Origin of the sequence: Draconibacterium halophilum, from assembly GCF_010448835.1 — a bacterium.
GTDB lineage: Bacteria > Bacteroidota > Bacteroidia > Bacteroidales > Prolixibacteraceae > Draconibacterium > Draconibacterium halophilum.
The window spans coordinates 3,558,400-3,585,270 of record NZ_CP048409.1 but is presented as its reverse complement, the minus strand read 5'-3'; the positions used below and the strand labels follow the sequence as shown (position 1 = coordinate 3,585,270).

At 35.8% G+C, this 26,871-nt stretch carries 26 protein-coding genes; 7 read left to right on the top strand and 19 right to left on the bottom strand.

The genetic code is table 11. The features are described from left to right. Window positions 1-15: 15 nt before the first annotated feature. The 6 genes from G0Q07_RS14505 (at window position 16) to fabF (ending at window position 5,469) form a co-directional block, all read left to right on the top strand. Window positions 16-789: a pyrroline-5-carboxylate reductase family protein gene (locus G0Q07_RS14505; protein ID WP_163347407.1), complete on the top strand. Its 774-nt coding sequence runs from the start codon at window positions 16-18 to the stop codon at window positions 787-789. A 104-nt stretch (window positions 790-893) separates the two neighbouring features. Next, entirely contained in the window at window positions 894-1,226 is a 333-nt protein-coding gene (locus G0Q07_RS14500) for an ArsR/SmtB family transcription factor (protein WP_163347404.1), read from the top strand. 2 nt (window positions 1,227-1,228) lie between these two features. Beyond that, the gene (locus G0Q07_RS14495; RefSeq protein WP_163347402.1) at window positions 1,229-1,654 is read left to right on the top strand and encodes an arsenate reductase ArsC; all 426 of its coding nucleotides are present in this window, start codon (window positions 1,229-1,231) and stop codon (window positions 1,652-1,654) included. A 34-nt stretch (window positions 1,655-1,688) separates the two neighbouring features. Continuing rightward, complete coding sequence (gene arsB, locus G0Q07_RS14490; protein WP_163347400.1) at window positions 1,689-2,720, top strand: ACR3 family arsenite efflux transporter; 1,032 nt, start codon at window positions 1,689-1,691, stop codon at window positions 2,718-2,720. A gap of 400 nt (window positions 2,721-3,120) precedes the next feature. After that, on the top strand, window positions 3,121-3,951 hold the full coding sequence (locus G0Q07_RS14485; RefSeq protein WP_163347398.1) for a nitroreductase family protein: 831 nt from the start codon (window positions 3,121-3,123) through the stop codon (window positions 3,949-3,951). Window positions 3,952-4,218: 267 nt separating this feature from the next. Beyond that, on the top strand, window positions 4,219-5,469 hold the full coding sequence (gene fabF / locus G0Q07_RS14480) for a beta-ketoacyl-ACP synthase II (protein WP_163347395.1): 1,251 nt from the start codon (window positions 4,219-4,221) through the stop codon (window positions 5,467-5,469). Between the two features lie 25 nt (window positions 5,470-5,494). Here fabF and G0Q07_RS14475 read toward each other — a convergent pair whose 3' ends face one another. From G0Q07_RS14475 to G0Q07_RS14440, 8 genes are all read right to left on the bottom strand, one after another. Further along, window positions 5,495-6,598 (bottom strand): lipid II:glycine glycyltransferase FemX, encoded by a 1,104-nt coding sequence (locus G0Q07_RS14475; protein ID WP_163347386.1) that lies wholly within the window; start codon window positions 6,596-6,598, stop codon window positions 5,495-5,497. 191 nt (window positions 6,599-6,789) lie between these two features. Beyond that, entirely contained in the window at window positions 6,790-8,220 is a 1,431-nt protein-coding gene (locus G0Q07_RS14470) for a sulfatase (protein WP_163347378.1), read from the bottom strand. 195 nt (window positions 8,221-8,415) lie between these two features. After that, a protein-coding gene (locus G0Q07_RS14465) for an IS3 family transposase (protein ID WP_394366525.1) occupies window positions 8,416-9,548 on the bottom strand; the annotation gives its coding sequence in 2 pieces (ribosomal slippage) (window positions 8,416-9,287 and window positions 9,287-9,548; 1,134 coding nt in all). A 24-nt stretch (window positions 9,549-9,572) separates the two neighbouring features. Beyond that, complete coding sequence (locus tag G0Q07_RS14460; protein WP_163347375.1) at window positions 9,573-10,190, bottom strand: hypothetical protein; 618 nt, start codon at window positions 10,188-10,190, stop codon at window positions 9,573-9,575. A 329-nt stretch (window positions 10,191-10,519) separates the two neighbouring features. Then, window positions 10,520-11,536 (bottom strand): virulence RhuM family protein, encoded by a 1,017-nt coding sequence (locus G0Q07_RS14455; RefSeq protein WP_163347373.1) that lies wholly within the window; start codon window positions 11,534-11,536, stop codon window positions 10,520-10,522. Beyond that, complete coding sequence (locus G0Q07_RS14450; RefSeq protein WP_163347371.1) at window positions 11,533-11,688, bottom strand: hypothetical protein; 156 nt, start codon at window positions 11,686-11,688, stop codon at window positions 11,533-11,535. Before G0Q07_RS14450 ends, G0Q07_RS14455 begins: the two co-directional genes overlap by 4 nt. A 13-nt stretch (window positions 11,689-11,701) precedes the next feature. Further along, entirely contained in the window at window positions 11,702-14,746 is a 3,045-nt protein-coding gene (locus tag G0Q07_RS14445; protein WP_163347368.1) for an Eco57I restriction-modification methylase domain-containing protein, read from the bottom strand. A 370-nt stretch (window positions 14,747-15,116) separates the two neighbouring features. Further along, the gene (locus G0Q07_RS14440) at window positions 15,117-15,794 is read right to left on the bottom strand and encodes a hypothetical protein (protein WP_163347358.1); all 678 of its coding nucleotides are present in this window, start codon (window positions 15,792-15,794) and stop codon (window positions 15,117-15,119) included. A gap of 89 nt (window positions 15,795-15,883) precedes the next feature. Here G0Q07_RS14440 and G0Q07_RS14435 point away from each other — a divergent pair. Next, window positions 15,884-17,016, top strand: a protein-coding gene (locus G0Q07_RS14435) for an IS3 family transposase (RefSeq protein ID WP_394366525.1) whose coding sequence is annotated in 2 segments (ribosomal slippage) — window positions 15,884-16,145 and window positions 16,145-17,016 — 1,134 coding nt in all. Because the reading frame shifts where the segments join, the coding sequence is not laid out codon by codon here. Window positions 17,017-17,109: 93 nt separating this feature from the next. On the opposite strand, the gene G0Q07_RS14430 is transcribed toward G0Q07_RS14435, so the two are convergent. The 11 genes from G0Q07_RS14430 to G0Q07_RS14385 all read right to left on the bottom strand — a co-directional run bounded on the left by G0Q07_RS14430 (window position 17,110) and on the right by G0Q07_RS14385 (window position 26,871). Further along, entirely contained in the window at window positions 17,110-18,084 is a 975-nt protein-coding gene (locus tag G0Q07_RS14430) for a 6-bladed beta-propeller (RefSeq protein WP_163347356.1), read from the bottom strand. A gap of 189 nt (window positions 18,085-18,273) precedes the next feature. Continuing rightward, the gene (locus G0Q07_RS14425) at window positions 18,274-18,957 is read right to left on the bottom strand and encodes a hypothetical protein (RefSeq protein WP_163347353.1); all 684 of its coding nucleotides are present in this window, start codon (window positions 18,955-18,957) and stop codon (window positions 18,274-18,276) included. A gap of 181 nt (window positions 18,958-19,138) precedes the next feature. Further along, window positions 19,139-20,014 carry a hypothetical protein gene (locus G0Q07_RS14420; protein ID WP_163347351.1) on the bottom strand — a complete coding sequence of 292 codons (876 nt, stop codon included), beginning with the start codon at window positions 20,012-20,014 and terminating at the stop codon, window positions 19,139-19,141. A 314-nt stretch (window positions 20,015-20,328) separates the two neighbouring features. Then, window positions 20,329-21,429, bottom strand: a complete 1,101-nt coding sequence (locus G0Q07_RS14415; protein ID WP_163347349.1) for a nucleotidyl transferase AbiEii/AbiGii toxin family protein — start codon at window positions 21,427-21,429, stop codon at window positions 20,329-20,331. Continuing rightward, the gene (locus G0Q07_RS14410; RefSeq protein WP_163347347.1) at window positions 21,422-22,189 is read right to left on the bottom strand and encodes a DUF6577 family protein; all 768 of its coding nucleotides are present in this window, start codon (window positions 22,187-22,189) and stop codon (window positions 21,422-21,424) included. Before G0Q07_RS14410 ends, G0Q07_RS14415 begins: the two co-directional genes overlap by 8 nt. 2 nt (window positions 22,190-22,191) lie before the next feature. Continuing rightward, complete coding sequence (locus G0Q07_RS14405) at window positions 22,192-22,428, bottom strand: hypothetical protein (RefSeq protein ID WP_163347345.1); 237 nt, start codon at window positions 22,426-22,428, stop codon at window positions 22,192-22,194. Window positions 22,429-22,679: 251 nt separating this feature from the next. Further along, the gene (locus G0Q07_RS14400; RefSeq protein ID WP_163347342.1) at window positions 22,680-23,852 is read right to left on the bottom strand and encodes an HNH endonuclease signature motif containing protein; all 1,173 of its coding nucleotides are present in this window, start codon (window positions 23,850-23,852) and stop codon (window positions 22,680-22,682) included. After that, window positions 23,767-24,066, bottom strand: coding sequence for a hypothetical protein (locus G0Q07_RS20410; protein WP_203532559.1), 300 nt, complete (start codon window positions 24,064-24,066; stop codon window positions 23,767-23,769). Before G0Q07_RS20410 ends, G0Q07_RS14400 begins: the two co-directional genes overlap by 86 nt. Then, window positions 24,018-25,739 carry a DNA adenine methylase gene (locus tag G0Q07_RS14395; RefSeq protein WP_203532558.1) on the bottom strand — a complete coding sequence of 574 codons (1,722 nt, stop codon included), beginning with the start codon at window positions 25,737-25,739 and terminating at the stop codon, window positions 24,018-24,020. Before G0Q07_RS14395 ends, G0Q07_RS20410 begins: the two co-directional genes overlap by 49 nt. Further along, complete coding sequence (locus tag G0Q07_RS14390; RefSeq protein ID WP_163347340.1) at window positions 25,739-26,035, bottom strand: helix-turn-helix domain-containing protein; 297 nt, start codon at window positions 26,033-26,035, stop codon at window positions 25,739-25,741. The genes G0Q07_RS14395 and G0Q07_RS14390 overlap by 1 nt, the downstream gene beginning before the upstream one ends. A gap of 320 nt (window positions 26,036-26,355) precedes the next feature. After that, the gene (locus tag G0Q07_RS14385) at window positions 26,356-26,871 is read right to left on the bottom strand and encodes a leucine-rich repeat domain-containing protein (RefSeq protein WP_163347338.1); all 516 of its coding nucleotides are present in this window, start codon (window positions 26,869-26,871) and stop codon (window positions 26,356-26,358) included.

Genomic DNA, 26,871 nt, shown 5'->3' with positions numbered 1-26,871 from the left:
GATAAAACTCAAAAAATGAAAACAAAAACCATCGGATTTATTGGTGGTGGAAGGATCACAAAGATTTTTCTGCAGGCGTTTCAAAACAAAAAAGTTGTTTTTGAAAACGTAAAAGTATTTGATCCGAACAGCGATACGCTGAGTGCTCTTAAAAATTTATTTCCGAAGATTGAGGTTGCAGAATCTGCACAAGATGTCGCGAAACAAGAATTGGTAGTTTTGGCGGTTCATCCACCGGTTATTACAGAAACGCTGGCTGCCATAAAAGATGTAGTTACGGAAGATACTACAGTGCTTTCGCTGGCACCAAAAGTAACGATTGAAAAAATTGCCGGTGCATTAGGAACCACAAAGATTATTCGAATGATCCCTAACGCTACTTCATACATCAACAAAGGTTATAACCCGGTGGCTTTTCATCCGATAACGGACAAAAAAGCCAAAAAACGTTTTATGAAACAGGTTAAAGCCCTGGGTAAAAACTTCGAAGTGGAAGAAAATAAACTCGAAGGATATGCTATTGTTTCTGCCATGTTGCCTACCTATTTCTGGTTTCAGTGGGAAGAAATGCTAAAAGTTGCAGCGGTTACAGGTTTAGACGAGAAAGAAGCAAAAAAGGCAGTGGAAACAAGTTTGAAAAAATCGCTCTCCATTTTCTTTAAATCAGGACTGTCGGCCGATGAGGTAAAAGATTTGATTCCGGTAAAACCTATTGGCGAGGCAGAAGAACAGATTAAAGAAATTTACCAAACAAAACTGTTGGGCTTGTACGAGAAAATTAAGGCTTAGTGCTATCTCTTAATCTTTACAATAAAATTAGTTAACGATTTCTTTAGATGTATGTATACGTCGTCTGAAAATATTCGACGTATATTTGCGTCAAATAAATAACAATGGTACAATCAAAAATTGATTTATTCGATAAAAAGCTAACAGAGCAAGCAAGGTTGTTTAAAGCTTTGTCGCACCCGGCACGTTTGCAAATTTTACAATTCTTGGCACAGTCGGAATCGTGCATTACAGGCGATATTTCTGAAGAATTACCCTTGGGACGGACAACGGTTAATCAGCACATCAGCGATTTAAAAGCCATTGGATTGATTCAGGGGCATACCGAAGGAGTTAAAACAAATTATTGCCTGAACCCTGAAAAAGTAGAGGAGTTAAAAAATGCGCTTCTTCTATTTCTCAACAATTTAGATACTCAAAATTATAAATGCAAATAAACATGAAAGTACTCATTTTATGCACTGGCAACAGTTGTCGAAGCCAAATGGCACACGGCTTTTTACAGTCGTTTGATAAACGCATTCAAGTTAATTCGGGAGGAACAGAAGCTTCTGGCAAACTCAACCAAAAAGCCGTTAAAGCGATGGCTGAAATTGGTATTGATATCAGTGAGCATATTTCCGATCCGGTTCAGAAATTTTTAAACGATGAATGGGATTATGTAATTACCGTTTGTGGTGGTGCCAACGAAAACTGCCCGGCTTTTTTCGGTAATGTAAAACACCGTTTGCACATTGGTTTCGACGATCCATCACATGCCACCGGCACCGATGAGTTTATCTGGAGCGAGTTTATCCGGGTGCGCGATGAAATAAAAGAACGGTTTTACAAACTTTACGAGGAAGAGATTAAACCACAGTTATAGGTTGACTCTTGAATAACTATTAACGCCACAAAATATGAGTAACGGCAAAAAGCAGATCGGATTTTTCGAAAAATACCTCAGCCTTTGGGTGGCAATTTGTATTGTAGTGGGCATTGGCATTGGCCATTTTGCAGGAGACAGCATTCAGATACTAAGTAATTTAGAAATTTTCAAAGTGAATATTCCGGTTGCCCTATTAATTTGGGCGATGATTTACCCAATGATGCTTCAGGTTGATTTTTCAAGTATAAAGAATGTTGGTAAACGCCCAAAAGGATTAATCCTGACCTTAATTGTAAACTGGCTAATAAAGCCGTTTACAATGGCGTTTTTTGCCTGGATTTTCTTCGCGAAAATATATTCTGCTTTTATTTCACCCGAGCAGGCAGGCGAATACATTGCAGGAGCTATTCTGTTGGGCGCAGCGCCTTGTACAGCAATGGTGTTTGTGTGGAGTTATTTAACCAATGGCGACCCAAACTACACGCTGGTACAGGTTTCGGTTAACGACCTGATAATTTTGGTAGCTTTTATTCCAATAGTTGGATTGTTGTTGGGCATAACAAATATTACCATTCCTTACGACACACTTGTTGCAAGCATTGTGGTGTTTGTGGTTGTTCCGCTTCTGGCAGGATACATAACACACAAAATGCTTGTTAAACGAAAAGGAGAGGCATGGTTTAAGAACGAATTTCTAACGAAATTTAAACCGGTTTCAATAATTGCCTTATTGTTAACACTGGTTTTGTTGTTTGCCTTTCAAGGAAATATCATCATTCAAAATCCATTGATTATTGTTCTGGTTGCTATTCCGCTGGTTATTCAAACCTATTTTATCTTTTTTATTGCCTGGTTTGGCGGGCGGAAATTAAAATTGCCACACGCCATTTGTTCACCGGCAGCAATGATTGGTGCCAGTAACTTTTTCGAGCTGGCGGTGGCGGTTGCAATTGCTTTATTCGGGCTAGAATCTCCGGCGGCAATGGTAACAGTAGTGGGTGTTTTGGTTGAAGTGCCGATAATGTTATCGCTGGTGAAGCTGGCTAATAAGTGGAAGTATTAAGCCATGACCCGCATGAAAAGAATAAGTTAAAATGATTATTTAATTAGCAGTGTTCACTAAACGAGAAAGAGATTCCTCGCTTTGTTCGGAATGACAAAGGTTTTAACGTGTTAGTTTGTAGAGGGGATATTTTGGCGGTTTTACCGCCAAAATATCCCCTCTACTTAACTCCCTATCTAGTTGTCATTCTGAGCGAAATAAAATGAAGCGAAAGAATCTTTTTATATCAAATAATTATTAGTGGACGGCGTGTCAACCAAACCCTCATATTAAGGCAGCTAATGAATAGCAAGGCAGCTAAATGTTACCTCTTTTTTGTTTTAGTTCTGCAGCGAAAACTTAAAGAGTCTGGTCTCAACTCTACTGCTATCTTTGCAACTTAGAAAAACAAAAACCGAAAATGATAGATTTTATAATAGATAAGGAAAATTGCACGCAATGTGGTTTGTGTGCGGCCGATTGTCCAACATTGGTTATCAATCCAAAAACCGAATATCCTGAAATAAAAGAAGGTAAAGAAGCGCAATGTATAAAATGCCAGCATTGTCTGGCTATTTGTCCAACGGCTGCGCTTTCCATATGGGGTAAAAGGCCGGAAGACAGCATTCCTGTTAAGAAGAATATTGTTGAACCGGAAGCACTGGCACGATTAATAAAAACGCGTCGCTCAATACGTAAGTTTAAACCCGAAGAACTGGAAAAGGAATTCATTCACGAATTGCTGGCAACAGCTGCTTATGCTCCAACGGGGCACAACAAAAATGGAGTTTTGTTCTCTGTAACCGAGTCGAAGAACGAGTTAAGTCAACTGCGAAATGCAGTTTATGAATCGATTAAAAACGCAAATGCGGCAGGTAAATTACCCGAACGTATGGCCTTTTTAAACGATTTGCAACGTTTATGGGAAAGTAAACAAATCGATGTTCTTTTTCGTGATGCACCACATGTTTTAATTACTTCGGCACCAAAAACTACAGCATCACCCGATGCCGATTGCCACATTGCATTGAGTTATTTCGAGTTGCTTGCCAATGCTTGTGAGATAGGAACCTTATGGAATGGTTTTATAAAAATGGTGCTGAAAGTTATTGCTCCTGAGTTAGGAAAACAAATTGGAATTCCGGAAGATCATGAGTTGGGATATATATTGCTTTTCGGAAAACCTGCAGTTAAATATGCCCGATCCATTCAAAGCGAAGGATTGCATTTGAACCGGATTACACTGGATTAAATCAGAAGTTTGTACCAGGCTGTTTTTTCATATTTAACCAACAAAGTGAGCTTTAAACAATACGCTGAAAATCGAATGGTTCATGTCGAGAACCAATTGAAAAGTCGTAATGCGAAAAAGGAATTTGAGCCTCAATTAAATTGCTAATCGGTATAAGTGTTTATATTTGTTTGTAAATCACAACAACAGCAAATGGGTTGTGATAAAAACTTAAACTAGATCGCAACAATTTGAGCACACCTGGCAAAAAGGAAATGCTTTTTTATTATGGAAAAACGACGAGTTGTAATAACCGGCCTTGGAGCTTTAACGCCTATCGGCAATAACATAAACGAATTTTGGAAAAATGCAGTAAGCGGTAAAAGCGGTGCTGTACCCATTACCAAATTCGATACATCCAATTTTAAAACAAAATTTGCCTGCGAGTTAAAAGACTTTCATGTAAAGGAACATTTAGATCGGTCGGATATTAAATTTTCCGACCTGTTTTCGCAGTACGGAATGGTTACCACCGGCGAAGCCTTAAAAGATAGTGGCCTTGATTTGGCAAGCATGGATCCGTACGATATTGGTGTGATTTGGGGAACGGGCCAGGGAGGTATGGATTATTTCGAGAAAGAGGTGAAAGTTTATGCCAAAACAGGAATACCTCGTTTTAGTCCGATGCTGGGACCAAAAATGCTCATAAATATGGGAGCAGGAATGATCTCGCTAAAGTATGGTCTGAAAGGAATGAGTTTTACCACATCGTCGGCTTGTGCCACATCAAACACCGCCATTATGGATGCCTACACCTATATAAAATTGGGTAAGGCAAAGGTTTTTGTAACCGGAGGTTCTGAGGCCGGAATCATTGAAATGGGAATAGGTGGTTTTAATTCTATGCGCGCCCTTTCAGTGAATAACGAGCATCCCGAACAGGCATCGCGACCATTTGACGTAAACCGCGATGGTTTTGTGCTAGGAGAGGGTGCCGGAACATTGATACTGGAAGATTACGACCACGCTAAAAAGCGCGGCGCAAAAATATACGCTGAAATTGTGGGCGCAGCTATGACATCGGATGCCTACCATGTAGCAGCATCGCATCCCGAAGGCGAGGGCGCATCAAAGGCCATGGAGTTTGCTTTAAACGAAGCAGGGATAAAACCCGACGAAGTGGATTACCTGAATGCACATGCCACATCAACGCCAATTGGCGATATCAGTGAAATTAATGCCATACGAAGGCTATTTGGAGAAAACCCGGAGAACCTGAAAATCACTTCATCAAAATCAATGACCGGACATTTGCTGGGAGCAGCAGGAGCGGTTGAATCTATTCTGTGCATAAAAGCTATCGAAACCGGTATTATTACACCTACCATTAACACTGCCGATATTGATCCGGTAATTCCGAAAACCATAAATATTGTTACCGGGCAAAGTGTTCAGTCAAACGTTGATGTTGCTATTACCAACAGTTTTGGTTTTGGCGGACACAATGCAACTTTGGTGTTTAAAAAGTGGGAAGAATAGACAATCCAAACGCTTCCCTTTTCAACTATTTCTGTGCTTCCTGCAAACGGTAAATATCATACTGTTGCTGATCGTATGGGTAATCCCAGCATCCCATTCGGTGATACAAATCGCCGCCAAATCCTTTTTTGTAAATATGCACACCGTGCAGCGGATGACTTTTATTTAAATTGGGTGCCGAACCAAACATATCGTATTCCGTGCAACCCCATTCTTTCGCAACGCGAATCGATTCCCATTGCAGCGCGTAGCTGGCCATTAAATTATCTTTGCACGATGTTGATGCACCATATAAATAGGTACCGCGTTTGCGCGATAAAACCAGAAACATCGACGAGAGAAAACGTCCGTCAATGTCGGCCATTAACATTTTTACGCTTACACCCTTTTTGCTATTGTCCTGATTCCTTAGAATGGAAGAAAAGTACTCCTGACTTTGCACTGCCATTTTGTGGCGCGTTGCCGTGTCACGATATAATTTATACCAATCGCCAATATGATCTAATCCATACTCACGCACCCGTATTCCTTCTCTGTTTGCTTTTCGCACGTTATAACGCGTGTTATAGCGCATATTGTAAAGCAGATCCTCCTCTTTTAAAGAAAGATCGAGAAAAAAGGTATTTTTGGGCAGATTGTCTTCAATACTCTTTTTTACATTCCAGTTGATGGTGTTAAAATTTATCCGGTATTCCTGGGTTTGGTCGGGTGGTGGACCTACCCAGTTTCCCTGCTCATCGAAATAATCTTCCTCAACCGCCCACTGATTTTCCCAGGTTAAATCGTAACGAATAAAAATACAGTTCGATGGAAGATGTGGTTTTATCGATTCGGATAACTGTTCTAAAAGCAAACCCTGATTTTCAAAAGTAGGTTCCAATTTCGGGCCATAAGGAACATACGCAAAACAACTGTTGGCATTTACATACTTAATCAGCACCAACAGATCTTCACCTTTTTTTTCCAACGAGTTTGCCGTAGTAACCAATAAGTCTCTTGAAATGTTGAGCTCAAAACCTTTTGGAATAAAACCCTGATTCCTTTTTATTCGCCCCCAAAAAGTGGTTTGCGGTAATATGTTTGTTGTTTGAAGTTCTTCAATATCCTTTGTTACCAGTTCGCAGATCATTGCTTTTTGTCTGCAAAACTAAATAATTCATTATCGAATTTAAAATTGTGTCGGGGTTGATTATTAAGAAGTTAAACAACAGATAATATGCCGGTTAATTTTCTGTATAATCTATACGTTCAAAAGTATTCTCCGGTCTTATGCATTCATGACTTTCTGTGAAAATATTTTGATGGCAAACTCAAGGTACATTACTTCATTTTAGCTCTTAAAGCATTCTTTAACTCCTTCACTAACTCCGGGTGTTTATTCGCTACATTTTTGGTTTCATTTTCTGCACTTGTATGATCATACAATTCAACAAAACCATCCTGATGAAGTGTCATTCGATGTGTTGCGGTTCTTATCGTCGAAGCATTATTTTTGTAGGCTACAGCTGTGTGACCCCTCGTATTTGGATATTCTGCTATTTCCTTTAGCGATACGCCCTGCGCAAATTCAGGCATTTCAATTCCTGTTAAATCACATAATGTTGGAAAAATATCGAGTGTCTCCACAATGGCATCGGTAGTAGCGCCTTTACTTTTCATTCCGGGATAACGAATTATCAATGGAGAATGTAAGGACTCCTCGAACAAACTATGCTTTCCCCAAATGGCATGTTCTCCCAGGTGCCAGCCATGGTCGCCCCAGAGCACAATAATGGTGTTTTTATCGGCTCCGGTACGTTTTAGTTCGGCAAGAACTTTTCCCACTTGTGCATCTGCATAACTCACACAAGCTGCATAATGGCGGCGCACTTCATCAGCAAAATCCGCATTACTATTTGGGTCTTTTCCCCAGCGGTTGTATTTCATAAATTCACCTGAACCATGCCAGGTCGTTTTTCCTTCTGGTTTTTGTGGGTGCTCTATTCGTGGAAGGTCAACTCCCTCGTAGGTGTTATAATACGACTTTGGTGCTCCAAAAGGCAAGTGTGGTTTTATAATTCCAACGGCAAGAAAAAATGGATTTTCCTGAAGTGTAGCAAGCGCTCTTAATTGTTTCAATGCTTCATCTGTAATCGCTCCGTCCGGATAGCTATTGTCATCGCCCTCTACAGACTGAAAAACATCCATATCGGCGGATTTTATTCGAATCTCTCCATTCGCCAGTCCGTGCATCATTCCGCGCGGATGCTCCCATTCTGCAACTGGCATAAGATGTTTATCCCAGGCACTTGGCATCTCAATTATTGTGCTATCATTCCAATCACTGCCACCTCTTCCTCCGGGATGATGAGATACTTTTCCAATCGAGACCGTAGTATAGCCATGTGTTCTAAACCACTCCGGCATACTTTGATTTATTTCTTCAGTTCCTTCTTCTATTTTATTTGCCCGAAGAAAAAGTGCATTATTACCCGCCGGGCCGTATTGTCCTGTTAGTAAAGTATAGCGCGATGGCCCGCAACTCGGTGCATTCACAAAATGTTTCTGAAATGAAATTCCCTCTGTTGCCAAAGCGTCGATGTTTGGTGAGCTAATATATGCTGCACCAAAGCTTTTTAATTCGGGGCGAAGGTCATCCAGACAAATTAGCAGAACATTGGGTTTTTTTGGGCGTTGGATTTTATTACAACTCGTTATCAGAAGGAAGCATAAAATCGCACAAGAAATTAGAAGTGTTTTTTCAATTTTCATAAGTAATTATTGTTGAGTGTACATCTTCTGCACTTTTTTTATACTCATTTTTGAACTCTTTATGGTTATTAATGTAAGCTTCCCCTTTTTAGGACTATCTAAAAATAGATTATTTTCTTTTTTATAACCAAATTCTAAAAGCCTTTTCAGTGTGATTTTTGGTTCTGTCAAGGGCGACTGAGTGAGCGAAGTCGTTTATATACCCTTGACAGGTTCATGAATCACATTTTCTTTGCTTTTTAGCTTTTGGTTTTTCATTTTATTGGCATAATCTATGGGAGTCATTCCCCCCAGTGAATCATGCGGCCTTTTATAGTTGTAATCAAATATCCATTTATCTGTTTCATCTCTGGCTTCATCCAGCGATTGGAACAGGTAAGCATCCAGTACCGCTCTGCGGTATGTTCCGTTTAGTCGTTCCACAAAAGCATTCTGCGTTGGCTTTCCTGGCTGAATATATAAAAGTTCTATTCCTTGAAGTTCACTCCATTCTTTTAAAAGTTCTGCAATAAACTCAGGACCATTATCCATCCTTATTTTCATTGGTTTGCCTCTACGCTTTATTAAGTGGTTCAAAACATAAACTACTTTATTACTTCGAATCGAATGGTCAAGTTCAACATGAAGTGCTTCTCGGTTAAAATCGTCCATGATATTAAAACTCTTTATCTTCCGCCCGTTTTCAAGTGCATCGTGCATAAAATCAATCGACCAGCAATGATTGATGGTTTCAGGAATTACCAAAGGAAGCTTAACTCTGGCAGGGAGCCTTTTCTTTACTTTCCTTCGCATGTTTAGCTTCATCATGCAATAAACCCGATATACCCGCTTGTGGTTCCAGTCATGACCTTCCAGGCGTAATCGGCCATAGGTTTTCCAAAAACCTTCGGTTGGGTGCTCTTTCGCTTTTATGGTAAGTGCTTCAATTATCTCAGCATCATCTTTTATCGATTCATAATAATAAACCGAACGACTGATGTTTAGTACACGGCACGCCCTGCGGATGCCTACTTTTGGAACTTTGCAAACTTCTTTTGCAATCTCTCGTTTTTCACAAGGCTTTAAAGCTTTTTTTCGATAATCTGTTTGGCAAGTTTTAAATCCAGGGCTTGTTCAGCATACATCATTTTTAACTTGCGGTTCTCCTCTTCAAGTGCCTTGAGCTTTTTTAACTCAGAGGCTTCCATGCCACCAAAACGTTGACGCCATTTATAAAAGGAGGCTCGGCTAACGCCATGGTCTCGAACAATTTCTTCTACGCTTTTGCCGTTCTCGTACTCCTTCAAAATGGAGGAGATTTGCTGTGGTGTAAATCTTTTCTTCTTCATCTTTTAACAGTTCAAAATTAACGTTTATTTGTCTACTTTTAAACTGTCCTGTTTTTGGGGAAGCTTACAAAATGATTTGTAATATTCTTCTCTTTCCTTGTCAGACGCATTAAATGCATCAATTCGTTGAATCTCTTTTATGTCTAAAATTTTTAACTCCTCTACCTGACTTGTTAAAGTGTCTTTTAATCGTGAAAATGGATTAATAAAAAGTGTATACTTTTCAAAATCTGACTGAATCCTTTTCATGCTTTCCCCATTCTGAGAATAGCTTGATTTTATATTGTCTATTAATATAGTCCAGTCATTTTTTTCAAATTTGATGTCTGGCAGTAATTTAAGTAAGATTTCAATTCCACTACTTTTCCCGAGAAAATGGATTTCATTTTTCTCAACAATAAATGTATAATGCCAATGTATTAGATTTTCAGTTGTCTCAGATTTTGAGAACATACAAATTCCGTTTGCAACTCCGAATTTTGCCTTTAAAAGCTTATATAAGCTTAATGGAGACAATTCTTTATTGAAATTTCTCCAACTATATGTAATTAAAGATTTGTTCTTCTCCTTTAATGAAGCAGACAAATCTTCTAGAGAAGCTTTTTCCCAATTATTTATCGCTAAAATATTGATTATGTCCACTGTTTCAGGTTTTTAAATTGGTGCTAACGGTGGCGGTATGGTTAGTAAGGGATTGCGAGCTTTTTACCTGTCAAATTACAGCTAATTTTGGAGCGGGTTACTGCGCCCCGAAAACCACTGAACCCCTTATTAACTATACCGCGTGTTAGGCACTGGCTTTTATCATGTTTTGTATTCGTTATTTTCAATTTTACCGCAATATTTGTTTTGTGTCTGCGTCGGAGCGGGAAGGGCTGGAAGGCTCTTTGGCAAAATTTGATCTTAGCGTCGGCTTTGTGCGTTTTGCCAATGTGCCTGAAAGCGAAGGGATGGTGAGTGTTGGCACCATGTTACTTTTTTTTCTTTTTGTTTTCCAGTTTTTTTAATCCTTCTTCCAACTGTTTCATTTCCTGCACATCTTCAATGTCAATCCTGTTTTTGCGGAATTTCTCATATTCCGATTCCGCCAGTTCTTTTGCCATTTTTGCCGAAATTGTCCCTGCATGTTCCAATATTTCTTTGTCGTTCAAAGTCATAAAATCATGGAGTTTGCTTATCCAATCTTTCATGTACATTGGTTTTCTGTTCCGCGCTTGTAATTCAGCAAACGAAAGATATTGGTCAACGATTAAATTCAGGTCTTTTAATTCATCTTCATTCAGATAATTTTTTGCAATCGAAACATCGGTTTTCCTAATATTTCCAAGAGGCGCATTTTTCCAGGTTGTTAACCCCATGTTTTGTTTTTTAGAATCTACCCGTTTGTAGATTATTTCCGATGCAGTGTGACCATGAATTGCCCAGTGCATTTTGTTTTGCACCGATTTGAAAAACAACTGGCTTTCTTCAGTATTTGCGTCGTAATCAATTGCAGTTGTATAAATGTCTTTGATTTTTGCATAGAAAATTTTCTCAGAACTGCGAATGTCCCGTATTCTTTCCAGCAGTTCATCAAAATATTTGTTGGTGTGTCCTGTTTCTTTTAAACGCTCATCGTTCAACACAAAACCTTTTATCAAATATTCGCGAAGTTGTGTAGTTGCCCAAATGCGAAATTGAGTACCACGGTGCGACTTTACACGGTAACCAACCGAAATAATTACATCGAGGTTGTAAATCTTTAAATTGCGCTGAACCTCGCGTTTGCCTTCGGTTTGAACTGTCAAGTAATCCTTGACAGTTGAAATTTCCCGCAATTCGCCTTCATCGAAAACGTTTTTTATATGCAGACTGATATTTTGTTTTGTAGTCTGGAAGAGTTCTGCCATTTGAACTTGTGAAAGCCAAACCGTTTCATCTTCCAACCTGACATCAATTTTGGTTTGCCCGTCTTCGGTTTGATAAAGTAATATTTCTGAATCGTTCATTTTTTCTCGTTTCGATATTTATCAACAATTTCTTTCGAATTTCTTAAGCCCAATTGTAATTCTTGCTGAACCAAAGAAACTGCCTCAATTGGTTTGCCTTGTTTAATCAGAAGTTTTATCTTTTCCTCTAATTCTTTATTTATTTCTGCCATGACAAATATTGTTTTAACTGTTTTCGACTATCTTAATTTCCTCCTCCGTTAAACCATACAACTCAAATACCATCCGGTCAATTTCTTTATCGGTTTTTTCAATTTCGGATTTGATGGTTTGGGCTTTTTCTTTTTGCTCGTTGAAATATTGCATCCATTCAGCTTCTTCCGAAAGGTTGAGTTTTATTTTGGCTTTGGTTAATTCTCCTAAAAATGTTTTGAAATCCTGCTCATACCAAATAAGAAGTTTATTGGTGAACTTTTCTAAATCAATTTTTGATTTTAATAAGTCGATAAAACTTTTTCGAATATCAAAAAACTCTTTATGTAAATATTGTATTTTTTCAACATTGGTAATGAAAGGGATTTGTAAATTTTCATCTATTTCTTTAAAAGGAAATAATCGTAAATCTTTCAGAATTACTTTGGGAAACATTTTTCGAACTGATTTGGCAGTATTTTTCATGAAGTAGTAAGACATCAATGTACTATTCAGAACTGCAACAATATATTTTAAATTGATATTTTTCCCTTCACGTTCAATAATTGCGATATTGCTTCTATTATACAGATATAAATCTTCCGAAAAAGTTGAGATAATGCATTGAGGGTAATTTCCTGTAATCTCTCTTACGATTATTTTTTTATCAGAAAATAAGTTAAAAGTCCTAGGTGCTGCCAAGTGTTCACCATATTTCAAATAAAGTCCAGACCATTCTATAAAGTATCTGCCTACATCTTTCCCATCAAGATATTTATAAGTGCTTTCATCAAATTTACAATTGTAATCATAAGGTCTATTTTTAACATCCTCCGCTGATTGTTTTGGATTGCCCTTTCCTTTTTCATACGCTTGCAACCCGGCTTTAATTTGAACAATAGAATCTAGGTCAACAGAACCAGAAATCAATTTCCTAGTTAATGATATACTTTCATCATCCAAGAATACTTTAAACTCGGAACCTGTATTCTTTGTAAAATCCTGTTGATTTCTACTATGACTATAAACAAATTCTTTCCCTTTATTTAGTAAAACTTGAAAATCATTGTTTTCAATTCTTTCCTTTTGAGACAAGATTATAATTGTTTCTACATTCACTCCTTCGAATGAATAACCTTCAAGGTTAATAATCTGATTAAGTTTACAATGTTCTAATAAATACTTTCTTAAACCTTGTCCTGAATATACCATTAACCAAGCGTTTGGAACAATCAGTCCAAAAATTGCTTTAGGTTTTATTATTTCAACAGTCTTTTCAATGAATAGTAAATATGTGTTTACTTGATAGTCTGCTGAATTATAATTTTTTGAATAATGTTCTTTTTCATTTTCTGATATTTTTTCTCGTGCAAAAACATAAGGTGGATTTCCAATCACCACATCAAAACCGCCATTTTTAAAAATATCAGGAAACTCGTTTTGCCAGTTAAATGCTTTTTCTCCGGCAATCTCGGGGTCGTCAATCAGCGAATTTCCGCATTTTATGTTGTTGCTGAGTGTATTTAGTTTCCGTCCTTTTTGTGCGGTTCGCAGCCACAGCGAGAGTTTGGCAATTTCAACCGATTCTTCGTTCAGGTCAACGCCGTAAATGTTTTTCTCCAGAATGTCGGTGGTAATGTCGGAGAAGATAATTGCGCCGCCTAAAAGTTGCCCACGCAACTCGTCAATTTTCCGGTGTTCGTTTATCAGGAATTCCAGTGCCTGGTTTAAAAACGCCCCCGAACCACATGCGGGGTCGAGAATCGTTAATGTTAAAAGCCAGTTCCGGTAATCGTCCAGTTTTTTGTCGAGCGTTCGTACAATTTCCTTTTTCCGGTTTTTTCTGCCTTTGGCATATTCTTCGTCAACAATTCCAAGTTCTGTCCTTTTTTCATTGCAGAGTTTTCCGACCGTATTTTCAACAATGTATTTGGTAATGTACTTTGGCGTGTAAAAAATGCCGTCTTTTTTGCGTTTGGTTTTCTGGCTGTCAATTTTTTCGCCTTTAATTTCGGCTTGCACATTTTCAATTTCGCCCAGCGAGTGTTCGAAAATATGCCCGAGAATGTTTACATCCACATCGGTTTCAAAATCGTAATTGCTCAACCGCAGCGTGTGTTCGTATAAAATATCATCGTCAATCGTAATATTGTCCAGAACTTCATCAGGTTTAAAAAGTCCGCCGTTGTAAGCGTAAATGTCGTATTTCTTTCCGTTGTAACCGGTGTTCATGTAACCGAAATACTTTTTAAAACGGGAGTACAACGGAAAATATTCGTCGTATTTTTCTTTTAAGTCAGCCCACTGTTTAACAATTTCGCTGATTGAATTTGGCGGAAGCAACAACCTGTCTTCGGCAAAAAAGATAAACAGAAAACGGTCCAACAGTTTTTGGGTTTTTTTGAAAAGCAGAAGTTTATCTGTTTCAGGATTGTTTTTTACAAGGTTGGTGTAAATCGCTTCCCGGAATTTTGAATAGTCGGCATACAATTTTTTTGTAATATTTTCTTCCTGTAAAACCGATGATTCCTTGATTTTTAAAGGTAAATCGTTTAATAAATTGTCTTTTGCCAGACACAGCCACAGTAACGAAAACTGTTCCCGTGTCAGGTTGAACAAATCAAAATCAACGTGGTCAACTGCATTTTGAATGTAAAACCTGAGTTTCTCAAAATTTGAGGTAATTACATATTTGCATTTTGGATGGTGGTTTTTGTAGCCGAACGCCTGCGTTTCAATTTTATCGAGGTCGGTGGTGCCGGTTCCTTTTAATTCGATTACCGCAGTTGCATCGTCACCTTTCAAAATTGCGCCGTCAGCTTTTTTGCTGTTGGAAATATTTTTTAATTCAGTTGTCAGGTTGAAATTTGGAGTTGGGTTTTTCGTGTACCCCAAAATATTTACAAATAAATCAATTAGAAATTCTCCCTGGTATTGTTCTTCTTTTGAATTTCGTATGTTTTCCTGAATTTCAGGATTACCAAAATGTTTTAAAAAATCAGCGTATTTTTTGTCGATTACCGCAGTGTCGAGGTCGTTTAAATATTTCTTTTCAACCGATTTTTGAAACAAGCTCATATTTTGGTTTTCTCTGAGGTTTAAAATTAGTTTACTAAAATACTATTTCTTTTTAGTTCCTATCTGTCAATTTGCACGAAAGTGTGCGTCGGCAAAAAAGCATGTGTTTGACAGCGAAGGGATGATTGTGGGAAGGGCTGGAAAACTTATGCTTTGTGCGTTGGCGTTTCTTCTTTTTTCTCTTTCTGATTGCGGTAAATTCACTTTCTCTGTTCTTTTTTTAAGCTTGTGCCTAACGGTAAATTGTATGAGTAGTGGCAGATTGCGTGGTAGTTTCCTGTCAAACCGCTACGCAGTTTGAGCGGGCTACAAGCCTTGATATTTAGTACTTTGCCTGCCATTACTTATACAAAATGTTAGCTGCTGGGTTTTATTCATCTTTCTTATATTCAATCCCTTTTGTCAACTGATATTGGTATTTTAGCAACATTGTTGAAGGTAATATTTGGTCAAATATAATTTTCATAAAAAAGCCTCCTCCGAGGAACATTTGTTGTCCAAGAATTTCAACTTTAATTCCCTTATTTTCAAAAGAAAATATTTCTTTAGGGTTATAAGACTTATTGTCTAGGTATTTATGAAGTTCTTTTGAAGTTGACCAAGATGCTTTTATGTCGAGAAAGTTTGCAAATTCAATAAACTTCTCATAATCAACACCTATGTATATTTTCACTCGCCCCAAAATAATATCTAATATCTGTTTCTCAGTAAAGGGTTTCATAAAAATTGGTTCAGAGATTAGCATACCACGACTTGATATGAGGTCATAAAAAGGGAATGGTTTACACAAATCTTTCATTGTCACTTGACCAAATAATCTCCAATCGTTTTTATAAATACCAACGTGAACGATAGCTTGTATGCAGTCATATGCCCAATCTTTTTCTTCTAACTGCTTCCATAACTTGTCAAATTCCGAATGATAAGTTTCGATTTCAAAGTCATTCTCAATAATCTTCACTTTTGAGTCTTTGAATTTTGGGTCTGCACCTTCATTTTCTTTTATAATCTTTGCTGCTCTTTCTGTTTTTCCTTTTTGAGTCAGCATTCTTTTTACTTGCTTCTTAATGTAAGCTTCCCCAAAAACAGGACAGTTTAAAAGTAGACAAATAAACGTTAATTTTGAACTGTTAAAAGATGAAGAAGAAAAGATTTACACCACAGCAAATCTCCTCCATTTTGAAGGAGTACGAGAACGGCAAAAGCGTAGAAGAAATTGTTCGAGACCATGGCGTTAGCCGAGCCTCCTTTTATAAATGGCGTCAACGTTTTGGTGGCATGGAAGCCTCTGAGTTAAAAAAGCTCAAGGCACTTGAAGAGGAGAACCGCAAGTTAAAAATGATGTATGCTGAACAAGCCCTGGATTTAAAACTTGCCAAACAGATTATCGAAAAAAAGCTTTAAAGCCTTGTGAAAAACGAGAGATTGCAAAAGAAGTTTGCAAAGTTCCAAAAGTAGGCATCCGCAGGGCGTGCCGTGTACTAAACATCAGTCGTTCGGTTTATTATTATGAATCGATAAAAGATGATGCTGAGATAATTGAAGCACTTACCATAAAAGCGAAAGAGCACCCAACCGAAGGTTTTTGGAAAACCTATGGCCGATTACGCCTGGAAGGTCATGACTGGAACCACAAGCGGGTATATCGGGTTTATTGCATGATGAAGCTAAACATGCGAAGGAAAGTAAAGAAAAGGCTCCCTGCCAGAGTTAAGCTTCCTTTGGTAATTCCTGAAACCATCAATCATTGCTGGTCGATTGATTTTATGCACGATGCACTTGAAAACGGGCGGAAGATAAAGAGTTTTAATATCATGGACGATTTTAACCGAGAAGCACTTCATGTTGAACTTGACCATTCGATTCGAAGTAATAAAGTAGTTTATGTTTTGAACCACTTAATAAAGCGTAGAGGCAAACCAATGAAAATAAGGATGGATAATGGTCCTGAGTTTATTGCAGAACTTTTAAAAGAATGGAGTGAACTTCAAGGAATAGAACTTTTATATATTCAGCCAGGAAAGCCAACGCAGAATGCTTTTGTGGAACGACTAAACGGAACATACCGCAGAGCGGTACTGGATGCTTACCTGTTCCAATCGCTGGATGAAGCCAGAGATGAAACAGATAAATGGATATTTGATTACAACTATAAAAGGCCGCATGATTCACTGGGGGGAATGACTCCCATAGATTATGCCAATAAAATGAAAAACCAAAAGCTAAAAAGCAAAGAAAATGTGATTCATGAACCTGTCAAGGGTATATAAACGACTTCGCTCACTCAGTCGCCCTTGACAGAACCAAAAATCACACTGAAAAGGCTTTTAGAATTTGGTTATAAAAAAGAAAATAATCTATTTTTAGATAGTCCTAAAAAGGGGAAGCTTACAATTAGCGCAATAAGTTTCTTCTTTTACTTTGTCATAAATAAATACACCTTTATTCGTTCTTATAAAAATAAATTTTTCACTCTCGGCTAAGCGATATACCTCTAAAATCAAATTGTCACTATTATCTTTCTTGCCTGAAAGGATTGATTTGTCTTCTGTTTCTCTGTATTTGAATTTTCCTAATTTAAGAGTAGCGTAAGTCTCCAATTTCAATGGGGTTTGGACACGATAGATTGTATCACTCCAAAAATCTTTGACAAAGGACTGCTGATTAAAATTATACACGGATGGAATACTAATGCAGAATGGTATTTTGTCTTCCTTTTCGCAGGCAATCTTTGAGATATATTTTTTTTGCAACTCAGAAAAAATAGCGAAACTGTTACGTTTTCCTGGTTCTTGGTATTCATAACCAAGTCCACTAATTATAAACAATTGCGGTTCAATCATTAATATTTTAATTCCACCTAAGGCTCCTGATTCTGGATTGAGGCTTTCTATAAACTCGCCATTATAATCATATTTCATTATTTTATCGTAATCTAAAATATAAACCCATTTATTGATTGAATCAACAGCAATATCTCTTGTTCGCATACATTCGCCCGGTCCTCCTCCCATCCTTCCAATTTTATTGATAAATTTTCCTTGTCTGTTGAAACGATAGCAGATGTTTTCATAAACATAAACAAAGATATCTGTTGCAGTTATAAACGCATTTGATAAATCTCCAATTAAACATTCAGGAGTTGTTTCCAGTGGAATATATTCAATTGATTTAGCAATTAAACTCAAAGAATAGTCCTTACGGTTCTTGTAAGCGTTGTAAATATCAATCGAAATAATATTATCCGATGGGTATTTTACACTTATAGGTGTTTTTTGTCCAAAAGTAATTAGCGGAATTATCACAAACAGTATAACATATTTTGTCCTTGGATTCATTTTCTTTATTTTATTAATATGCTTTTAATTAGCAGTCTTTAAAATTACCTACAACGGTTGGTACATGTTGTCGGGGCGGATTTCGGAGAGCGTTCCTGTCCGAAGGACACGGAACTGCGAAACGAGAATCCGTAGTTGGCGTACCACCGAACCCCGCCCTGCAATATGTACTGTGTTAGCGGTAGTTTTTTATTCAACAGGATATTTTGTTATATCAGGTTCACTTGATTCAAAAAGTCCTGTTTCGTAAAAATAGTTTGCCATTTTTAGAGCGTCTCCTTTTGAACTTTTTGTGGCTCTTATTGTAAACCAGTTTTTCATAAATTCATTTTGTTCTACCAGTTCTGTATTTGTTTCTGTTATCACGTTATTTAAGTCTGTTAAATCTGTTTCATCAGGTACTTTGACATAAAAAAGACTGCTATAACTATCTACACATAAATTTCCAATTGGCTCCCAAATCAAGTTTTCGCAGTTGTCGGTTTGAATAGTGTAATGTACATATGAGATTATACTATTTTGCTGTAAATCGGAAATCATTGAAGTTAATTCCTCACAGTTTTTTGAAGATTTAAGTTTTAGAGGAATTTCTTTGTATTTGTAATTTGCTTGAGTGTAAATTGTGTAGTCGTAATTTTGGTCAAAGTAGCTTTCCGTAGAAATGAATTCTTGAATTTCATTGTTTGTATAAGTCGTATCACAGGCAATTAACAAATAATCATATGATAATTCCCCTAAGTACACCTCAGCCCCGTTATAGTATCTAAAGTCAATATAATCACAACTACTTTGTAGTTTTTCATTTTCACTTTCGTCATTGCAACTTGCTAATAAGAAAGGAAATAAAATCAAGAAAGGAAGATATTTTTTCATAGGTTCTTTTTGTGTTAGATGATATACATTCCCATTAGGTTGCGTTAAAATTACCGCTAACGGTTGGTACATGTTGTCGGGGCGGATTTTGGAGCGCGTTCCTGTCCGAAGGACACGGAACTGCGAAACGAGAATCCGCAGTTGGCGTACCACCGAACCCCGCCCTGCAATATGTACCGTGTTAGCTGTTGTTTTTTCTTTTTATTTTTAACTGTTCACGAATCAAATTTTCTATAATTAACCACTCTGAGTTTAATTGCATTGTTTCAAGTTTGTTTAAAACATTTATTGTTGGTTGATTATGCGCATAATTAGGATTTCTCAAAACATTGTAAGCCCAACCACTCATGCCTCCTCTAAACGGAATTTGAAAACAGAAAATTAAAGCAACTATGTGGGTTTTATTTCTGTTTAAAAATGATTTGCAAGCTGACTGAATTTTTTCCAAATAATTAGGATCTTCAGTCCATTCAGATGGATATTTAATGAATATGATTGCTGGACTATCTTGAGGTATTTGTTTATTTGCTTTGCTTAAACTTTTCTCAATTGTCTTTTCTGAAAAGTCGGTGTCTTCTATTTTATGTTTTACTTCACAATTGATGTCAATTTCATCTTTGATTTTTATATCAAAATCATTCCCTTTTTGTCCTGATGGTTTAACAAACTCAAAATTTATCGAATTAATTTTTAAATGACTACCAACTTCCATTTCAGCATACCGTGAAACTAATTCACCATTTAATATATCTTGAATTATTAAGTCAAAGTTTACAACATCCCTCAAATTAAAAACCCACTCTGCAAGTCTATAAACCCTCTCTTGCCAGTTATAGCCCAAATCTTCACTTCTAAAGAATTTGTATGCTTCTCTATTGGTCTTGTCTAATTTGTTATGACAATTGAATATAGATTGATTAACCCATTCATTATCAATCATAATTCTCAACATTTCAACAGCCATAAACATTTTGTAAAAATCAATATCTTTATCAGGATGTGTATTGTATTGAACATCAAACATTTTAATTAGATGGTCTTTGTTCTCAATTTTCATAGTTTTCTAATTCTTCTTTAAAATAACAGCTAACGGTTAACTGTATGTGGCGTAGCCGATTGCGGGCTATTTTCCTGTCAAACCGAGATGAAGTGGGAGCGGGAGATTAACCTACAATTACCCACAGAACCGGCTATGACATATACAGATTGTTACCGCCTGGTGTTTATTTTTTAGTCATTTTATTCTCAATTTGCTTCCGTTTCTCTGTCTATCGTGTGTTTGGGCAGGCATACTCTTTGACAAGTTTTGGTCGTGCGCTGGTTTTTGAGCGACTTGGCAATGTGTATGACTGCGAAGCGTAGGCTATCATGCTATACCTTTAATAGTTTCAATAATTCAACTGTTTGGTGCCAGTAATAGAATGAAGATTTATCCGGTTGTCTTTTCAATCGGTTCAAAAAATTCCAATCCGGATTTTCAATATTTAAATCTTTCATGTCTTGTCCTTCATAGTAAGATAACGGACTCATGTCATTTACTAATATTTTGGTTGCCAAATAGGCTATTCGGGCTGATGCCGGAACTGCATCATCAATTCTAAAATTACCAGACATTAAATATCCGGTGCCAAACGCAATAATTCCTTTTTGTAATAGCGCAAACTTTGCTTTCTCTTCTGCTGTCCCTTTTTCCCTTTTTGTGATAATTAAACAAGTATCAATAGTGTCTTGAAGGACTTGCTCAGGTGTTAAATCGGGGTGCGTTTCCTTTCTATATTCGATTTCATGTTTTGCAAAGAGTTGAAAACTTTTTGCAACTGCCTCAAAAGATGAAATTTTCTCAAACAGTTTACCTAAATCGTAAAGTTGTTTGCAAATTTCCATTGTAGCAGATTGACCACCTTTTTCGTAAGGAATGCCAATTGTATTTGGTGCAAATGCAGTTAACTTATCGCCTGTAATTGAATCAATTGTTGGTACCGAAACCATGGTCTTATCTTCGGTCTCAATCCACTTGGCTTTTATCTCTTTTTCTGCTACTTCAGGGTAGGGAGAATCTTCGATAAGAATATCTAAAAGTACAGTACCAGCATATGCCCCTTTTATTGAAGATTCATAAGCAAATGTGTAATGCGCCTTTGGAACTCCCGGTTTATAACTTCTGTGTTCATTAAGTTCAAAATCCTTAAACCTTGAAGATTCAATTACTTTTGTCAATATAGCTTCAAGTTCTTCTTTTTTTGTATTTGAAATAATATCAATGTCAATAGAAAATCGATTTCCTTCTTCTAAAAGTAAAACCAGACTAGTACCGCCCTTAAAAGTGAATTTCAATCCATTTTGCTGAAGCTGTTCCAATAAATGCAATGCATAAATCATTTTTTCTAAAATGATTATATCAATTCTTCTGTGTGCTGCCTGTTGTTTAAAGGATTGCAGCCATTCTTCCGTAAAACATTTCTCTTTAAACATCTATAATATCTTTTACTAAATAATTCATGTTATTACTTAAAAACAATTTGATATCATTGTCTCTTTCTCGTCTCTTTGCATAACTCAAGAGCTTTGTAAAATTAATGTCATAGCTCTTTAATGCATTTTCAAAAATGTGAACCAATTCTGAACCCTGCGAGTAATAAAAAAGTTTATTCTCTGAAAAAATATCAACTAGTATTTTTTCCAAGAAAGGTGTATAAAATTTTAATTTCTTTTCAGTTCGTTTGCCAATAGGAGAACGGGTCACCAGTTTTTTAATCACAATAGGTTGTAGGCTTTCTGCCACATAAAAATTAATAGCTTTTTCATCCGGTGTCAGGAAGACTTCCGCTTTATACGTTTCTTTTAGCTCGTAGAAAAAGGAATCTAAAAAGTCTTTTTCTGTTTCAATTATAAAAATCTTTTTGCTAGCCTGATGTTGAGAAAATTCATTTAACCAATTAGTTTCCCAAATACAATATTTTACATCTTCGAATCTATCGTTGATTTTCTTAGCGAGTTTTATTAAATCTTGTGAAACATCTGGTTTGTATTTTGGCTTGTATGAAATAGTATATAAACCACGCATTAATGGTTTAATTATATTTTTGTTTTTCAAGTCATAGATTCTCCACCCCAAAGTTCCCTCTTTTAGGTCAGGTTCAAAATATTTAAAGAATTCAAAAAGTTCATCTCTGGAGAATGACTCTCTGTCTTTAAATTCTTCTATTAATCTATTTTCTATAATTTTGGGCATATTTAAAATCCAATTTTTGCCAAATATACAATATTCTGGTTAATTTTAGAAATCAAAAATATGCCAGTATATAAAATTTCTGGTAATATTTTGAAATCTGTGGGTTGGCAAAGATTGTACTCTTTGGCAAGCTTTGGCTTGAGTGTCGGCTTGTGTGGCTTGCCAATGTGTGCAATGTGCGTTGGCTTATCATTGGTTTTTAATTTTTCTCTAAAAGTAGCAAATTGTCCTATTTTCATGTCTTTTTTACACTTGGTGGTAACGGTTACGTGTATGGTGTCGTTTGGCGATTCGAAGCACGAACCTGTCAAACCGCTACAAAGCTTATTAGATGTAACACCCTTAAAATTAGCACTATCCGCCAAATGCACTATACACGATGTTGTGCGTTCGGTGTTTTTTGTTCTTGCTTGTCTATCCGTTAGCATTGGCTTGAAAGCTCTTTGCAACCGCAGGAACGAGGATTGCAATGTGCTTGAAATTGCGCTAGCTAATTCGGAAAGTCTGCATATTCATGTACAACTGCATTTTGATTTCTAAGTGTTAAATATTCAGTAAATCTATCGTTAACAATATCAGATGACAATACTTTTACAGTTGTTACTTCATTAAGATATTCTCTTTGATTTTCACTTAATTCTGTCTTGTATTTTACTGTGCAATCATTAAAAAGTCTAATGATATTTGCATCAAGTAGCTTATGATGATTATTGCATAACCATAAGCCATTATCTCCATCAATAGCACGTTCTAATTTTTCGTTTTGACTAAGTTGGATATCTTTTTTTATATCTGCAACAGGCCAAATATGAGCACCTTGTATTATTTGTGGTATTTCACAATCGCATAAAGCACATTTTTTGCTTCCATATTTTTCTAAAAGATTGTAAATATATCTTGGAGAACGTAAACTATCATTTTCTCTAAATTCAGACTCCTCCAATGCAATTGTTGCATTTACAATGGAAAATCTGTCTAATGATAACAAATAGTCTCTTGCTTCTTTAGGTAACTTTTTCAAGTTTCCTTCTTCTATTTCAAATAGTTCTATCTGATTGTTGGTCACTTTATAGAGAGCAAGACATAATAATGATGTTTCATATTTATTTGCACCATATAACTTACCAAATACTTGTATGATTTCATCAACTGATTTGGTTATGTAGGAAGAATTATTTGCCCTATTCCTACCTCGAATATTATTTTTGTTTAAAATAATATCTTCAACAGTTGTAAATCCTCTAATTGGATTAGAAAGCATTTCAGATTCATTTAAGAATTTTGTGTCAACTGTTTTCATTAGACGATACATAAAAAGGAAGTAATCAGTTTCAATGTTAGCATCAGTTTCAAGAATAAAATAGCATATACTCTTGCGTTCAATGTCTTCATTGAGATAGCTGACAAGTGCTGATGGAAAACTTTGAAAACTCGAATTTCTACTTTTAACTCTATTCTCTGAAAACGATATGTAAGCTACTGAGCCATTATAAAATAACTTAGCTAGTCTTCCTTTGTTAACTTCATCTATGAAATCAACAGTATATTTTTTTTGCCCAGTTATTCTCTGACATACATCAGTCAATATAGCTGGGTTCAAAAGGTCTTGGTAAAGCCCTCCTTTTTGAAACCTGTTCTTTATTACAAAGTGTGGTATCTCCATTCTTATCGTAATTTACAATCAATACTTCTTTTCTTTGAATTCCTGGAACATCATTTACATTTATTAAACGATAACCATTAGTTTGAATCCACTCTTTTAATTCTTCATTTACACTTTCTTTGTGCTCTATAACATAGGAAATCATAAAACGGATGGAATTACTATTCAAAAAATCTGCAAAATCAAATAATCTTTTTTCTTCTTCAATCCCCAACCATTAAACCCTCTTTTCCCGTCATTGTAGGAACCTGTTGTTAATCTATACGGTGGGTCTAAATAGACAAAAGATTCATTGTTCATTATTCCATATAGCTCAGAATAGTCCGAGTTTTTAAATGAAATATTCTTTTCCTTAACAATTCTTGAAAAACTAATCATTTTCTCAAGCACCTTATCATTAAACCATCTCATACCTACGGGGTTATTAAAACCGTGGTCTCCATTGAATCTTATTTGTTGATTAAAACCATATAGTATAATAGTATAAAGTAGTTTGGGGTCTCTTTTATCAAATGGTAAGGAGTTGTAATAGTCACGAGCCTTGATATAACTTTCAGAATTTTCTTTTTCTAAGTTGTATTTCTTTATGGTTTTTCTCATATAAAGAAGATATTGATAAGTGTCATTCAGCTTAAATGACTCAACTAAATCTTTAACAAAGTGATTTAACTCGTTATAAATAATTTGGTCTGACTTTGAATTTATACCAACGTTTAAACCGCCTCCAAATGCATCAATGAAATTCGAATATTTTTCTGGGAAATAGCATTTAATTTCGTCAATCATTTTAGCCTTGCTTCCTATGTAATTTAGCGGGGATTCATATTTAATCTCGTTTGTCTCCTTTTTTTGCACATAGAATAAATATTCAAAATGTTCTTTCCCTCTTCTGGACTTAAAATTTGTGTATTTACTATAGGAAATCTTTTTACATATGTAAGTGTCTGCATTCCCATACCTTTTTAGACTTGCTTCAATAAAGCTTTTAGAAAGGAATCCATCAACGCTATAGCTAAAAATAATATGTTTTGCTTTTGTTTTTGCAATTATTCTATCGAAAAGAATATGTGACTTATAATCTCTTGACCAATCTGAACGCATTGGCGTAGTTGGTCTTGAGCCTGTAATTGGACTTATTGAAGGTGCATCATTTAAAACCAAAGTTTGCAATAAGTGATATTGAGTTCCATATTGGTTTTGAGTATACGGTGGGTCTAAATATAAAATATCACAATCTACATCTTCAATTATATCTTCAATTTTATTATTGAAGGTTTGTATGTTCATCGGATGTGATTCATTCGACTCAACTTTTTGAAAAATTATTGGTTTTTTCGCTCTTGGATCCCAATGTTTTAAGAAAGCACCGTAAACACCTGCTGTATTTGAAACAAACGAAATTGACTCTATCAAACTCGCTAATAAAAAAGAGTATTCCAAGTCATTAATTAATTTCTCTTTTTTCCACTGTTCAATTGTTTCTCTAAAATAGTCAATTCTTCCTGCGTTTTCTGGAGTAAAATACATTCGTTTTGAACCACCTGGGGAATAATTCTTATAAAAGAAATTTTTTCTAATTTCTTTATTGTTATTAAAAAATGTAAATGGGTTAAACCCAAGTTTTTTAAAATCACAATCAGCTGAAGTTAACCTACCCTTAGTGTAAACAACAGACCATTTAATCATATCGTTTACAACCAAATTCAAATGCCCTTTTAAAGAATCTGCAACTGCACCTGTTCCGCAGAAAGCATCGAAAAAAGTTAAAGGTTTTTCATGTTCTTTAACCTTACTGAATAAATTGTGTTGTATACAAACAAGACCCTTTTCTTCCAAAAGGTCAATTATAGCGGTTGTAATTAATTCTTTATTTCCGATAAACCTCATTAATGTACTTTTTGTGTTTTTTTATATGCGTTTGCTGCTTCTTTAAGAACATTTAAGCCTTGTTCCTCATATTCAATTATTTCATACACTTTATCAGTTAACCATAATTTTTCAAGTTCTTTTATTTCAACTTTATACAATTCAGAAAGTATTGGTAAATATTCTCTTTTTGCTTGTCTAGCTCCAAGTTCTATCTTTGATAAAGTTGCAGTATCTATATCAAGAATAGCAGCGACTTTTCTTAAAACAAGTCCATTTTTCTCTCTTAGCTCTCTTAATTTGTTGCCAAATAGCATCTATCTCGAATTTGTTTAGACAATATTTGTCAAATATAAAAAAATTATATTGAAAATTGAGAAATGTTTACTCCTTTTTTGTGTCGGGGAAGGCCAAGCTCTTTTGATTTTTAGTATTGGCTTTGTGTGTCGGGGAAAAATCGAATGTGCTTGACCGAGCGTTGGCTTTTTACACTGACGCACAACGGTTAGTATATGCAATGTAGGCGATTGCGGGCTTCAAACCTATCAAACTGATATGATTTTGAAGCGGGCTACAACCGTTGAATTTACTACCATTTCGCCTATTTTGTATATACATTGTTAGTGCCCGTTTTTTTTTACAGTTTCAACTCAGTATTAGGTAATTGTAATTTCAATTTTTCCTTTTGTTCTTCTGTTAAATTATTTCTTGTAAGGTTTAGATATTCCAATCCTTTCAATTTAGTTATTTCTTCAGGAATAATTGATATCTCACTATACCACATTGTCACTCGTCTCAATTTTTTTAAGTATTCCAATTCCATCGGAAAACTCTCAAAACTATTGTAACACAAATCAATATTTGTAAGATTTATTAAATCACCTGATTTTAAATTCAATGATTCAATATTATTGCTAAACAACCTTAAATAATCAAGGTTAGATAAGGATTTGACACCTTGTGGTATTTCGGTTAATTGATTTTCATCCAACCACAATTCAGTTATTTGAGTGAGGTTTCTTATACTATTGGGAATCTCGGACAATTCATTTTCTGATAAATCAAGTTCACGTAAGCTTTTTACATCAACTAATAAATTAAATAATGTATCTAGATTGATATTAGGACATTCGGTTATCATTAATTCATTCAA